Annotated in this window: 14 protein-coding genes; 7 read left to right on the top strand and 7 right to left on the bottom strand. The window is 41.4% G+C overall.

All coding sequences use genetic code 11. The annotated features are described in order from the left end of the window. Positions 1–116: 116 nt before the first annotated feature. The 6 genes from DDT91_RS17270 to DDT91_RS17295 form a co-directional block, all read right to left on the bottom strand. Complete coding sequence (locus DDT91_RS17270) at positions 117–503, bottom strand: type II toxin-antitoxin system HigA family antitoxin (RefSeq protein ID WP_187177444.1); 387 nt, start codon at positions 501–503, stop codon at positions 117–119. Between the two features lie 6 nt (positions 504–509). Further along, the gene (locus DDT91_RS20880) at positions 510–737 is read right to left on the bottom strand and encodes a type II toxin-antitoxin system HigB family toxin (RefSeq protein WP_370539337.1); all 228 of its coding nucleotides are present in this window, start codon (positions 735–737) and stop codon (positions 510–512) included. 188 nt (positions 738–925) lie between these two features. Then, complete coding sequence (locus DDT91_RS17280) at positions 926–2245, bottom strand: AarF/ABC1/UbiB kinase family protein (protein WP_187177445.1); 1320 nt, start codon at positions 2243–2245, stop codon at positions 926–928. Positions 2246–2248: 3 nt separating this feature from the next. Beyond that, a complete protein-coding gene (locus tag DDT91_RS17285) occupies positions 2249–2914 on the bottom strand; it encodes a TetR family transcriptional regulator C-terminal domain-containing protein (RefSeq protein ID WP_187177446.1) in 666 nt (221 codons plus the stop codon). Positions 2915–3024: 110 nt separating this feature from the next. Beyond that, positions 3025–3567, bottom strand: coding sequence for an ATP-dependent protease subunit HslV (gene hslV, locus DDT91_RS17290; RefSeq protein WP_111391065.1), 543 nt, complete (start codon positions 3565–3567; stop codon positions 3025–3027). A 196-nt stretch (positions 3568–3763) separates the two neighbouring features. After that, a complete protein-coding gene (locus DDT91_RS17295; RefSeq protein WP_187177447.1) occupies positions 3764–5407 on the bottom strand; it encodes a pyruvate dehydrogenase complex dihydrolipoamide acetyltransferase in 1644 nt (547 codons plus the stop codon). Between the two features lie 110 nt (positions 5408–5517). Between DDT91_RS17295 and DDT91_RS17300 the strand changes: the two genes are divergently transcribed. The 6 genes from DDT91_RS17300 to DDT91_RS17325 all read left to right on the top strand — a co-directional run bounded on the left by DDT91_RS17300 (position 5518) and on the right by DDT91_RS17325 (position 10762). Further along, positions 5518–6477, top strand: coding sequence for a YheT family hydrolase (locus DDT91_RS17300; protein ID WP_187177448.1), 960 nt, complete (start codon positions 5518–5520; stop codon positions 6475–6477). A gap of 30 nt (positions 6478–6507) precedes the next feature. Then, positions 6508–7206, top strand: a complete 699-nt coding sequence (locus DDT91_RS17305; protein ID WP_187177449.1) for an SOS response-associated peptidase — start codon at positions 6508–6510, stop codon at positions 7204–7206. Positions 7207–7299: 93 nt separating this feature from the next. After that, positions 7300–8298: a 3-oxoacyl-ACP synthase III family protein gene (locus DDT91_RS17310; RefSeq protein ID WP_187177450.1), complete on the top strand. Its 999-nt coding sequence runs from the start codon at positions 7300–7302 to the stop codon at positions 8296–8298. 3 nt (positions 8299–8301) lie between these two features. After that, complete coding sequence (locus DDT91_RS17315) at positions 8302–8862, top strand: hypothetical protein (protein WP_187177451.1); 561 nt, start codon at positions 8302–8304, stop codon at positions 8860–8862. Between the two features lie 122 nt (positions 8863–8984). After that, the gene (locus DDT91_RS17320) at positions 8985–10556 is read left to right on the top strand and encodes a toxin-antitoxin system YwqK family antitoxin (RefSeq protein WP_187177452.1); all 1572 of its coding nucleotides are present in this window, start codon (positions 8985–8987) and stop codon (positions 10554–10556) included. 44 nt (positions 10557–10600) lie between these two features. Further along, on the top strand, positions 10601–10762 hold the full coding sequence (locus DDT91_RS17325) for a Lacal_2735 family protein (protein WP_187177453.1): 162 nt from the start codon (positions 10601–10603) through the stop codon (positions 10760–10762). Between the two features lie 204 nt (positions 10763–10966). On the opposite strand, the gene DDT91_RS17330 is transcribed toward DDT91_RS17325, so the two are convergent. Continuing rightward, positions 10967–11488 (bottom strand): phosphoheptose isomerase, encoded by a 522-nt coding sequence (locus DDT91_RS17330; RefSeq protein WP_187177454.1) that lies wholly within the window; start codon positions 11486–11488, stop codon positions 10967–10969. Between the two features lie 202 nt (positions 11489–11690). Here DDT91_RS17330 and DDT91_RS17335 point away from each other — a divergent pair, with 202 nt between their 5' ends. Then, positions 11691–12938 carry an ROK family transcriptional regulator gene (locus tag DDT91_RS17335; protein ID WP_187177455.1) on the top strand — a complete coding sequence of 416 codons (1248 nt, stop codon included), beginning with the start codon at positions 11691–11693 and terminating at the stop codon, positions 12936–12938. Positions 12939–12952: the final 14 nt, after the last annotated feature.

Here is a 12952-nt window from a genome sequence, read left to right on the forward strand (position 1 = left end):
TATAAGCTAATCCAATTTTCTCCATTTGAGAAAAGAAATTCTTAATTCTCTTCATTTCCTTAATGGTTAAAATCTATCTGTGACATCAGTGGCAATCCATTTTAAAAACTCACCTTTCACTTAATGAGAAGCTGAACTGGAATTCCAAACTGCCGATTCAAATTCTTAATCTGTTTCAGACTTAATGGCCGCTTTTTGTTCATGATTTCAGACACTCTACTGGATGGACCCAAGGCCGGAATTAAGTCTTTTTGCTGAAGACCATTTTCGTCAAGAAAATATTTCAACCAATCAATTGGATCTGACTTATCAAAGTCCAGTTTAAATCCTTTTTCCTCCTCATATTTTTCAACCAAAACTGACATGACCTCAAGATAATTTTCCTCTTCAGTTCCTGGCTGAACTAGTCCCTCATCAATCAAACTCTTGAGGTAATCTAATGCTTGATAATATTCAGCATCATTTTCCAGAATTTTCAATTTTGGTTTATCTAAAGTTTCCATGTCTATTCAAACGTTAATTGCGTCGATTTTGTCATATTCTGCATGAGTACCTATCCAAATAGTAAACACCACATCCTGTTTGCCAGGTTTTGCTATATGAATACCAGTAATCAGCCTATAATTATTTCCTCCAATGTTGAATACAACTCGATTCTTTGGAAGTATATCAGCAGATCTAAATATCCCTTTCAACTGATTAAGATTTTCCAACTTTAAAATCTTTATCGTCTCCACCCACTTTTCAAGGGAAGCCCTAGAATCTGGATGTTTTTTTAATAAAATCAAAGAGGACTTTTTCGGATATGATTCTCACTAGAGAAAGTTACACTTTTTGGAAACAAATATCAATCTTCTTTGAGAAACTGATTAAATCAAAAAAAATCCCCGATAAAATCGAGGACTTTCCTAATTCTCTAAACTGATCATTTCAACCAATCGGGCTTGGTCGTATCCACTTCGGCCTGTAGCTGATTGAGCAGATTATACAGCCCAAAGTAGGTTCGATTGATATACAAACCATGTCTCGATCCCCTGGCCTGTCGGGATTTTTTAAACATCTTGTCATTCGAGATGCGATCTCCCAAAAGGAAAATCTGCTCAAAATAACTGTCATCCGCAAAGTCGAATCGATCCACATGGAAAGGCTTGCCCAACAGGGAGATCATTTCCTTGAATACTCCTTTGAAGTAAACTTTCTCCTCTTCGGTATCTTTATCCGAAATGAAGTCCAAAGAATAAAACACCTGATTGAGTTCCTCTTCTTTCATCACCAGTTCCTTTTTGATCAGGGCAAAGTAACCTTGATAAAAGTCCTCAGGAATCACCTTGACACAACCAAAGTCGATGATCCCCAAAGTTCCGTCTGGCTCAATAATAAAATTTCCCGGATGCGGATCCGCATGCACTTGCTTCAGGTTATGCACTTGGTGATGGTAAAAGTCCCAAAGTGCCTGACCTACCTGGTTTTTCAGCTTTTGGCTGGGATTGGTTTCCATCCACTCTTTGATGTGCTTACCGGAAATCCAATCCATCGTGATAATTCGCTCCGAACTCCACTCGTCGTAGTACTTAGGAAACCGAAGATTTGGAATATGCGAACAAGCCGCAGAGATTTCACGGGAACGCTCCACTTCCAAATGATAATCCGTCTCCTCGATCAAGCGTTCTTCTACCTCTTCCATGTAATGGTCGAGTTCCTTTTCGTTCATATTCAGAATTCTAAGCGCAAAAGGCCTCACCAATTTGAGGTCAGAGCTTACCGAATCAGCCACACCGGGGTATTGGATTTTGACTGCCAAAGTCTGTCCATTTTTAGTAGCCTGATGAACCTGACCAATAGATGCCGCATTGACTGCGGATCGGGTGAAGGTATCAAACAGCTGCTCTGGGGTTTTCCCGAAGTACTTTTGAAAGGTCTTTACTACAAGAGGATAAGACAAAGGCGGAGCAGAATACTGCGCCATCGTAAACTTATCCTGATAAGCTCTTGGAAGCAGATTTTTGTCCATGGACATCATCTGAGCGACTTTCAAGGCAGATCCTTTGAGTTCGCTCAGCGAATTGTAGATATCGGAGGCATTATTTTGATGCAGTTCCTCTTTGTTCAGAGATGGATTGACAATTTTTTTCGCGTAATGCTTGACGTAGTTCCCTCCTACTTTTGCTCCTGTGGAAATGAATTTGGCAGCCCGCTGCACTTTGGAAACCGGAATGGCTTCCTGTTCTTTTACTTTGCCAGACATGGATTATTTGTTTTGGTAGAGGAACTTGGCGAAATCCAAGAAGGTATCGAGTGCACTTTTACCCATTAAGTCAAAAGCCAAATTGACGGATTTTTCGATGGCAGCGTCTGTCTTTTCAAATCTTGGGCTCCGATCGTCCAGCCAATACCTGAACACAAAAGCTACCTGAAGCCAAAGTGCCTCGTCATATTTTTCGGTGATGAAAGGTCTGCTAGCGATCTCCTGTGTCTCCTTTCCTTCCAAAATAATTTCACCGGCAAATTCCTTGAATTTATCTTTAAACTCTTTGGTATCTACAGGTAGGGACTTGATAGACTGAGTTTTATCTGCATACAAACTCAGAAGATAAGATCGGTTTTTCTTTAATTCTTCAATCCAAGTAAAGAGAAAGCTTAGAAATTTTTCCCTTGCGCTGTATTCCTTGAATACCTCTTGGGCTTCAATCGCTTCTAAGGTAGCATCGTAAATCGAAACCCAGATAGCGGACTTGATTGCTTCAAATGAAGTAAAGTAGGTATAAAACTCCTCTTCCTTCATTTTTAACTCTTTTGCAAACTTGAATACAGAGGCAGGCTGAGTGCCATGTTCTAGGACATGGTTTACAAAACCTTCCAAAATCAGCTTGCGGTAATCTTTTTTGCTTGTCTTTTTGACAGTAGGTGTTTCCATTGGAATCTGATAAATCACCTAAATAACACCCAAGGTCCGCTTCAGGTTTTGCGAAACACAAAAAAAGCCGGAATTCTTTTCCGGCTTTGATTAGGATTTTGATTATAAGCTTAAGCTTTTACTTTTTCGATCACCAGATTATGGTTGGTGTAGATGCAAACATCTGCGGCGATATGGAGGCTTTCTCTAACCATTTCCTCGGCAGTCAAGTTAGGGGCAAATTTTTTCATCGCCCTAGCTGCAGACTGGGCAAACATGCTTCCGGAACCGATCGTGGCAATTTCCATATCGGGTTCTATCACATCTCCTGTGCCTGAGATGATCAGGATATCGTCTTTGTCAGCTACGATCATCATCGCTTCCAATCGACTGAGCATCCGATCCATTCGCCATTCTTTGGCAAGTTCGACTGCCGCACGCTTCATATTATTTCCGAAGGAATTGAGTTTTTCTTCAAACTTTTCCAGCAGGGTAAACGCATCCGCTGTAGACCCTGCAAATCCGGTTACAATCTTTCCTCCTTGTAAAACACGGATTTTTTTGACGGTACTTTTGGCAACGGTATTTCCCAAAGTCGCCTGACCATCTGCTCCAATGACTACTTCTCCATTATGTCGGATCGCGACGACGGTAGTTGATTTGATTTTTTCCATTTTTGGATAGCTATTAGTTTTTTGTTCAAAAAGTTCCTGGTTCAGAGTTCAAGGTTCAACCAAGACAACCTAGAACTCCGAACATTTAATGATTTTTTGGTTTGAACAACTTTAATGACAAACCTTACAATTACCATACAAAAGCAAAAAGTCCTGTCCCGAAGCTATCGGAACAGGACTTTTTGACAGGTATTTTTTAGACCAGAATTCTAACCGGATCTTCTAGCAAGCCTTTCAGCGTCTGAAGGAAAGCAGAACCCACTGCTCCATCCACTACTCTGTGGTCACAGCTGAGGGTAACTTTCATTATATTTCCGATTTTCATCTGACCGTCTTTTACGATCACCGTTTCTTTGATGCCACCTACGGCCAAGATACAGGCATCAGGCGGATTGATAATCGCAGTAAACTCCTCGATGCCAAACATGCCCAAGTTGGAGATGGTAAAGGTGTTTCCTTCCCAATCTTTTGGCTGAAGCTCTTTGTTCTTTGCTTTTGCACCCAAAGTCTTTGCCTGATTGGAAATCTGAGAAAGCGACAGGCTGTCTGCAAATCGGATCACAGGAACCAGCAAGCCTTCTTCCACAGCTACTGCCATTCCGATATGAATGTGGTCGTTGTAACGAATTTTGTCACCCAACCAGCTGGAATTAACTTTTGGATGCTGGCGCAAAGCGGCTGCGGCAGCCTTGATCACCATATCGTTGAAAGAAATCTTCACAGGAGAAAACTCATTCATGCTCTTTCTTGCTTCGATGGCCTTATCCATGTTGATTTCCATTGTAAGATAGAAGTGCGGAGCAGAATACTTGCTCTCTGCCAGTCTTTTGGCAATAGTCTTACGCATCTGAGATACTTTCTCCTCACGGAAGCTTTCCTGTCCAAGAACTGGAGCTGAAGAAGCAGCCACTTGCGCTGGGGCTGCCTGAGGAGCAGGTGCTGGCACAAAGGTCTCTACGTCCTTCTTCACGATTCTTCCTCCTTCACCGGAGCCAGCTACCTGACGGATATCCAGACCTTTCTCAGCTGCGATTTTCTTCGCTAAAGGTGAAGCCTTCACTCGCTCTCCTGCAGTCACAGGAGCGGGTACAGACGTTGGAGCGGCGGGTTGTGGTGAAGGAGCTGAAGGAGTTTCTTTCTTCTCAGCTACTGGGGCAGTTGGTGATTCTACAGGGACAGAAGATTTGCCCCCACCCTGATGAGCTTTCAATAAAGTCTGATAATCAGCCCCTTTCTCTCCAATTACGGCAATTACGCCATCTACAGCCACGCTGTTTCCGGCTTCTACTCCAATATATAGAAGCACACCATCTTCGTAGGATTCAAGCTCCATGGTCGCCTTATCGGTTTCCACTTCTGCAATGATTTCACCGGATTTCACTGCATCTCCTACTTTTTTCAGCCATGCTGCGATGGTGCCTTCCTGCATGGTATCACTCATTTTAGGCATAGTGATGACCGTAGCATGAATATTGGAAGTATCGATCTTTTCAACTGGTGCAGGAGCACTTTTTGGAGCCTCTGCCTGTGGTGCAGCAGGAGCTTCTTCTTTTTTGGCCGGAGTGGCCGAGGTACCATTCAACAGATGCTGAAAATCCTCACCTTTTTCTCCGATTATGGCGATGATACCATTTACCGGTACCGAATCTTTCTCTTTTACTCCAATGTATAATAGAACACCTTCTTCGTAGGATTCCAGCTCCATGGTCGCTTTGTCGGTCTCCACTTCAGCAAGGATATCCCCTGGCTTAACCGTGTCACCTACTTTTTTCAACCAGGACGCAATCACACCCTCTTCCATGGTGTCACTCATTTTTGGCATTCTAATAATTTCGGCCATAGGTATTTTTGAGCTTGTTCGTTTATAAAGTGCCCAAAAATAGTTTTTAAAAACGCTTTATTCAAATTTATATCCTGTAATTTCCGAGCAGTTTTCGGCCAATTCCCATCATGCCTCTGATTTCTCAAAGCTCTTTCAAAAGGCCTAAATGGCTATTTAACGGGCACTTAGAAACGATTTACCCTGCCCTTTTCAGACAAGTTTTTGTTCCAAATTCAGTCCGTGAACGGATCGAAACTTTGGATGGGGATTTTCTAGATCTCGACTGGTACAGGACTGATAGTTCTAGATTGGTGATTGTCAGCCATGGACTTGAGGGCAACAGCAGCAGGCCATACATGCTAGGGATGGTCAATTCATTTCGCCAAGTTGGCTTTGACGTGTTGGCTTGGAATTACAGAGGTTGCGGAGAGGAATTGAATCGACAACCTATTTTTTATCACAGTGGAGCCACCTATGATTTGGAAAAAGTAGTCCGTCATGCCGAAAAAGATTATGAAGAAATCTTCCTTGTGGGCTTCAGCCTCGGAGGAAATCTGACCTTAAAATTCTTGGGAGAAATAAGGTCCTCTTTACCCAAAATCAAGAAAGGTGTGGCCATTTCTGTCCCCTTGGATTTGGGAAAATCCTGCGAAAAAATTTCTTCAGGAGAGAATATCATTTATTCCAAGCGCTTTTTGAAAACCCTGATAGAAAAAGTGGAAAAGAAAGCCACTTATTTTCCGAAAGAATTTGATCTGCAAAAGTTAAAAAAATTGAAAACCCTCCGGGATTTTGACGATGTGTTTACAGGACCTTTGCATGGATTTGCAGATGCGGATGAATATTATCAGGTCAATTCATCCTTGCAGTTTTTGGACAAAATAGAAGTGCCCGCTTTGGTGTTAAATGCACAAAATGATCCCTTTTTGAGCAATACCTGTTTCCCTGAAAAACTCGCCAAAAAGCTGGATTTGGTTCATTTTGAATTTCCAAAACACGGTGGTCACGTAGGCTTTACTTCTGCCTCCAAAGAAAAAAGCTATTACTCTGAAGCTCGGGCAGTTGAATTTATTACCCATGATCTCTAACTTCCGCCCAAATCCCCCAACAAATAGACCATGTGCGGCAGATACTCCCTGAGCAAAAGTAAAATCGAACTAGAAGAGCGGTTCCAGGCTGAAATGCTTGCTGACTTTAAGCCTCGCTACAATATTGCTCCCACACAGCTTGTCCCGGTCATTACTTCGGACAGCCCAAAGGGGTTCTCCTTCTTCTATTGGGGCATCACTCCAGACTTTGGTCAAAACAAACCTGTTTCCCAAAAATTGATTAATGCAAAAGCGGAGACAGTAAATGAAAAAATTTCCTTCAAAAATTCTTTTCAAAGAAGGCGATGTTTAATACCCGCTGACGGATTTTTTGAATGGAAAAAACTGGGAAAAAAAACCAAAATACCCTATCGATTCACCTTAAGAGATGAAGACATTTTTGCTTTTGCCGGAATCTGGGAAGAATATGAAACAGTGACTGGAGAATCACAGCATACTTTTTTGATCCTGACGACGACTCCCAATGAAGTCGTGGAAGAAGTTCATGACAGAATGCCAGTAATCTTAAAAAGAGATCAGGAAAAAAAATGGTTGGACAAGTATACTTCAGAGTCCGAACTCATCAACATGCTGGGACCTTATCCACCAGAATTAATGCTCAGTTATACGGTTTCCCCTTTAGTCAACTCGGTGCAAAATGATTCTCCTGGAATCATCAGAAGGACATCTCCTATGGATCAATTCGGAAACTACACCTTGTTTGGCTGATAGAGTCCTTAAAAGTTTGTTTTTGTAGTACTGGTCTTCAGTCCCGATATTTGACGACTTATTAAAGTTCGAAGTAGATAAACCCAAATCCCAATGTTCAAATCTCGAATTCTCGGAGCAGGTCACTATGTGCCTGAACGTATAGTGACCAATGAGGAACTCTCCCAAATGATGAACACTTCCAATGAATGGATTGTGGAACGTACGGGGATTCAAGAAAGAAGATGGTTTACGCCAGGAGTAGATACAGTCACTAACATGTCGGCTAAAGCCAGCAGGATGGCTATGGAAAGAGCCAAAGTTTCTCCTAAGGAAATAGACTTCATCATCTTTGCCACCATTACCTCCGATTATTTCTTGCCGGGCAATGGTGTTCTCCTCCAAAGAGAATTGGGACTTACTTCCATCGGTGCCCTAGATATACGCAATGCCTGTTCGGGATTTATATATGCCCTTTCTGTCGCTGATCAATTCATTAAAACCGGCATGTACAAGAAAATATTGGTTGTGGGCGCAGAAATTCAGTCTTCTGCATTGGACAAAAGTGATGAAGGCAGATCCAGCGCAGTGATTTTTGCCGATGGGGCCGGAGCGGTTGTTGTTGGTAGAGTAGAATCTGATCAACCCGGAATCCTGAGTACTCACCTACATGCAGAAGGGGCCCATGCCGAAGAATTGTATTGCATTGCCCCAAGCTCAAGCGGTGAAGTTAGAATTTCTAAGGAGTTAATCGATCGAGGCGACTTTTTTCTGAAAATGAACGGCAATGCGGTGTTCAAGCATGCGGTAGTCAGATTTATGGAAGTTATTCAGGAAGCCTTGGATTTCAATGGAATCAATAAAGAGGAAATCGATCTTTTGGTACCTCATCAGGCAAATTTGAGAATCAGCCAATACATCCAACAAAAACTTCAGCTTCCGGATGAAAAAGTATTTAACAATATCATGTATCTGGGAAATACTACAGCAGGAACAATCCCGATTGCCCTCTCCCAAGCATGGGAACAGGGACGCTTGAAAGAAGGTGACTTGGTATGTCTGGCAGCTTTTGGTTCCGGATTTGCATGGGCATCTGCCTTGCTTCGTTGGTAAACCATGAATTCTTCTAGAACTCCTCTTGATCTGGATCTTTGGCTTGATAAATCTTTGATTCAAAGACAAAATCAACTCAAATATCAGTTTATCGAAGTGTTCGAGGAAGTTGGAAATTCTTTTTCCAATGAGGAGTTGAAACAATTTTTCCCTTCATCCAAAGGAAAGAAGATCACAAAGGGGAATGACTTGGAAGGTTTCCCCTACTTGGTCCTGGATTTGGTAAGAGATTTTGATCTTGATTCAGGTCTGAACATTCGATTTCTCAACTGGTTTGGCCATGGAATGTACCTGGCTTTATTTTTCGGAAAAAACATTTCCTTTCCTAGTCCTTTACTTTTGGAAAATGGCTTTCATTTTGGACTGGTTGATAAGCCTTGGGATTTTCCGGAACTGATCCTAAATAAAAAATACACCGAACGAATAGCAGAAATCGAACCTATAAATTCAACCACCTTCAAACTTTGGATAAAAGAAATCCAGGTGGAGAAAGAAAAAAATGAGCTGGAGAACTGTTTGAAGTCAGAAATCAAAAAAATCCTAGAACTAAATCAAAAGTCATAAGGAGTAAAAGACGATTTCGATTAATTTTAAACTGGGAATAGAATTATTGCGTTGTTAATTCATAGTTCCCGAAATACCCGTTTTTACGGGTCCATTGCATACCCACCAGAAATTTCCTCCTTATGAAATATTGGCTGCTCGCAGTTTTTTCTCTCCTTCAATTTACCATTTTCGCCCAGGAAACTAAACTTACTGTACAGTACTCTCCTGATTCCTCTGTTATGGCGACCGGAGTGGTAGATAATTTTATCAGAACCGGTCTTTGGAAATATTATAACCCCAAAACCAACACCCTTCTAATGGAAGGCACTTTTAAAAATGGAAAAAGAGATGGTACCTGGATCCAATTTTATCCTAATGGGAAAAGAAAAGAAATGGCTGATTATCGGGATGGGAAGCTTTTCGGACCAGCCAAATATTATGATGAAGATGGTGCGCTAAAACGTGAAATGATTTTTCAGGACAGTGTTTTGGTGGGAAAATACATCGAATACTTTGGGAAAACAGGAAATCCTTCCTACATCGATCCTAAAACCGTTAGGATCGAAGGCCAATTCGAGAATGGCCTCAAGACAGGTCAATGGATTACCTTTTATGAATTTGGAGAAATGGCCATTCGGGAATTCTATCAAGAAGGGCTAAGGGAAGGTCCTTACATTGAATATGATCCTGAAGGAAATGTGATTACGGAAGCAATGGCAACAAAAGGCCAATTTGAAGGGAATTTCAAAAGGTATTCTTTACCCAATCTCATTCTTGAAACCGGCAATTATAAAAACGGAAAAAAGATTGGGGAATGGAAACGATATTTCCCTGGGACAAAGACTTTGGAGGCTGAGGAATATTTTGATGACTCCGGTAATCGGGTGGGAGAATGGAAATATTACTATCAGACCAATCGTCTAGCTCGGGTCGAAAGGTACGAAAGCGACATTGCCGTGGGTATTTGGGAGGAATATTTCCCAAATAAGGCTATTTCCAAAAGGAAACAATTTGAATTGGGTGTGCCGGTGGGTGAATATGTGGAATACCACAGTTCCGGTCAACTTTCTGTTCAGGGCCAATATGAAGGTGGTGCGAGAAGCGGAGTTTGGAAGAATTTTTACCCTGATGGTCAATTGTATTCCATAGGAGAATACAGAAATGATTTAAAAACAGGACTGTGGAAATACTTCAATAAAATAGGAGTGCTTATAGCGGAGGGGGAATATGTCTTGGGGATGGAAAATGGACAGTGGTTTTATTACTACGATGGGGGTCAGCTTAAATCAGTAGGATCTTATAACTTGGGTTTTGAAAATGGAATTTGGGGTCTTTTCTATGATAATAAACAATTGACCCAAGAGGAATTTTGGGATAATGGCCGCCTGATGAATGTCAGTGATTACTACAGTTTTGATGGTAAAACCACCATGAACAAGGGAACTCTGGAAAATGGAGATGGGACGAGGATCACGTATTACGTCAACGGCCAAAAGGAATCCGAGGGTAACTATAAGTTAGGTAAAGCTGATGGACTTTGGATCTATTACCATGAAACAGGTAAGAAGGCATCCGAAGGAGCTATGAAGGATGGAAAAAAACAAGGCCCATGGAGATTCTATAATTCTGCAGGAAGACTGGAAGATTTAGTCAACTATAAAGACGACGAAATTATACAGGAGCCCCAAAAAACCGTGCAGTTTTTACCTTAAACAATCTAAGGCAAGCTTGGGTTTTGTCCTAAAAAAAAACGGACATGTTTGGATTATTCAAAAAGAAATCAGAAAAAGAAAAGCTTCAGGAGACCTACGCGAAAATGATGGCTGAGGCGCATAAATTATCTCACTCAAACAGGACAGCTGCAGATAAGCTAATGGCTGAGGCTGAGGAAATCGCAAAACAAATCGAAAAGCTCTAAATAATTAAAAATGCATTTGATCTAGTACATGAAACTTTTCACATGTAATTATTTGGATTTTAGCAAATTATAATTAAATTCAATTCCATTTTCGACTTGTCCGCAGACTTTTTTAAACTGCAATAAGTTTATTTTAAGGGTGATTGAGCTACGGACCAAAAAAACAAATTTTTTAAAGCCTGGGAGTGATGACCCAGGCTTTATTTATTTTCTGGCGTAATCGTCCGCAAGTCTCACAATATCTGATTCGTCAGACGGATGTTCAGGGTCTGAATGCATCCAAATCTCGGCTACAACCCCCCAAGAATCAGAACCAATCAACCGGTGTCTTTCTCCTTTTTGAAGGGAAATCAAATCTCCAATCTCCAGCTTCTCGACAGGTCCTTGGGTATCGTTCATACTTCTGGAAATAGCAGCTTTTCCTGCCACCAGATTCCAAAGCTCCGCACGCCTGTGATGGTATTGCCAAGACAACCTGGCACCGGGCGCTACCAACAAAAACTTAGGACTTAACTTCCTTGAGAATTGGACTTCAGAAAGCGTTACCTGTGGGAAAAACATTTTTTGAAACTCCCGGATTTGATTTTCATTGATTACAAAAAAACCTCCCCAAGGACGTTCAAAATCTTTGGAGCTAATTTCAAATCCTGACTCAGTCAGGTATTTCTCAACAAGGTCAAAAACTTGCTCTTTTTCCAGATTTGGATTTACTTTTAAAACAGTCATAGTGAAAATTTAAAGTTGCAAACTTAACAATTCCACCAAAACCCAAAATCTGATTTCAAATTTAAATCTTTTGAGAAAAATGAACAGTTAAGGAAAATTAATTGGGTTTCTTTATAGAAAACCATCAACATTATTTGAATTTTTTCAAGAAGTGTTTTTTGAATTCTAAAATTTACCTTATTTCAGGGATTACTTTAATCTTATGAACTTAATCAATCCTCAGGAAATCATCTCTAAGATGGAAGGTGTGGTAGAAATTAAAAGCTACCTAAATAAAATCAAGATTATCAAAAACCTCTATCTCAAGGGAGCAAATACCGCCAGTGAAATTTGTAATGAAATAGGAATCTCTCTTCCTACCGTGAATTCACTGCTTGGTGATCTGATGAGTTCGGGAGAAGTGATCAAACAGGGACGTGCTGAATCCCAAGGTGGACGAAAACCCGACCTTTATCGCTTGGCTCCAGATGCATTTTATGTATTGTCAGTGGATTTGTCCAAGTTCAACATGAATCTGGCACTCTACAATTGCAATCATGAACTGGCTTTTGAAAAAGAATCCTTCAAAATCACCCTAAACAACGAAAAGGAAACTTTTGATCATCTCTGCGATCAGATAGACCATTACGGAGAAAGAACCGGAATTACATCTGAAAAAATAATCGCAATCGGATTTTCAATGCCTGGATTGGTTGATTCCATTGGAGGGGTCAACTACACCTACCTGCGGTTTGGAAAGAAAACCCTTCTAGAAAACCTTGAAGCCAGGTTTCAGAAAAAAATATTCCTTGAAAATGATGCCCGTGCCATGACTTTGGCCGAGTTTAAATTTGGCTCCGAACATTCCAATAAAAATGTCTTGGGAATATTCATCGGCTGGGGTATTGGGTTAGGAATCATCATCGACGGAAAAATCTATCAAGGTGCCTCCGGGTTTGCAGGGGAATTTTCACATTCTCCGATTTTCGAATCCAGGGAAGTCACCTGTACCTGTGGCAAAAAAGGGTGTTTGGAAGCCGTTGCATCCGGCACAGCCATCGTCCGCATGGCAGAAGAAGCTATAAAACTGGATAAGGACAGCATTCTGGCACGAATGGTACGAGACCATCAGGGTGAACTGGAGCCCGGCTTGGTGGTAGAAGCGGCATTGGCAGGAGATCAGCGCGCCATTACCATACTTTCCGAAGCCGGATTGGATCTTGGCCGGGGTATTTCTATACTAATTCAACTCCTCAATCCTGAATTGATCATCATTGGAGGATCAGTTGCTGAAGCAAATCAATATTTGATCACCCCGATCCAGCAAGCACTCAATATCTACAGCATGGCCAAATCCCGTGAAAAAACTCAATTGGCTTTGTACCAGCTTGGTAAAGACGTCGGCTTAATGGGAGGCGTAGCCGTAGTCAATGAGAAGCTGTTTGAAGATGTCATTAATAGACTGGGTTAGGCCTTTTTCTACTC

Origin of the sequence: Algoriphagus sp. AK58 (assembly GCF_014324365.1) — a bacterium.
Lineage (GTDB): Bacteria > Bacteroidota > Bacteroidia > Cytophagales > Cyclobacteriaceae > Algoriphagus.

What these genes read in the sequence shown, in the direction of transcription:
- DDT91_RS17315 (WP_187177451.1), top strand. Translation starts at nt 8,302, where the DNA reads ATGAATTCTTCTAGAACTCCTCTTGATCTGGATCTTTGGCTTGATAAA.
- DDT91_RS17270 (WP_187177444.1), bottom strand. Translation starts at nt 503, where the DNA reads ATGGAAACTTTAGATAAACCAAAATTGAAAATTCTGGAAAATGATGCT.
- DDT91_RS17310 (WP_187177450.1), top strand. Translation starts at nt 7,300, where the DNA reads ATGTTCAAATCTCGAATTCTCGGAGCAGGTCACTATGTGCCTGAACGT.
- DDT91_RS17285 (WP_187177446.1), bottom strand. Translation starts at nt 2,914, where the DNA reads ATGGAAACACCTACTGTCAAAAAGACAAGCAAAAAAGATTACCGCAAG.
- DDT91_RS17320 (WP_187177452.1), top strand. Translation starts at nt 8,985, where the DNA reads ATGAAATATTGGCTGCTCGCAGTTTTTTCTCTCCTTCAATTTACCATT.
- DDT91_RS17295 (WP_187177447.1), bottom strand. Translation starts at nt 5,407, where the DNA reads ATGGCCGAAATTATTAGAATGCCAAAAATGAGTGACACCATGGAAGAG.
- DDT91_RS17325 (WP_187177453.1), top strand. Translation starts at nt 10,601, where the DNA reads ATGTTTGGATTATTCAAAAAGAAATCAGAAAAAGAAAAGCTTCAGGAG.
- DDT91_RS17300 (WP_187177448.1), top strand. Translation starts at nt 5,518, where the DNA reads ATGCCTCTGATTTCTCAAAGCTCTTTCAAAAGGCCTAAATGGCTATTT.
- DDT91_RS17280 (WP_187177445.1), bottom strand. Translation starts at nt 2,245, where the DNA reads ATGTCTGGCAAAGTAAAAGAACAGGAAGCCATTCCGGTTTCCAAAGTG.
- DDT91_RS17305 (WP_187177449.1), top strand. Translation starts at nt 6,508, where the DNA reads ATGTGCGGCAGATACTCCCTGAGCAAAAGTAAAATCGAACTAGAAGAG.
- DDT91_RS17330 (WP_187177454.1), bottom strand. Translation starts at nt 11,488, where the DNA reads ATGACTGTTTTAAAAGTAAATCCAAATCTGGAAAAAGAGCAAGTTTTT.
- DDT91_RS17335 (WP_187177455.1), top strand. Translation starts at nt 11,691, where the DNA reads ATGAACTTAATCAATCCTCAGGAAATCATCTCTAAGATGGAAGGTGTG.
- hslV (WP_111391065.1), bottom strand. Translation starts at nt 3,567, where the DNA reads ATGGAAAAAATCAAATCAACTACCGTCGTCGCGATCCGACATAATGGA.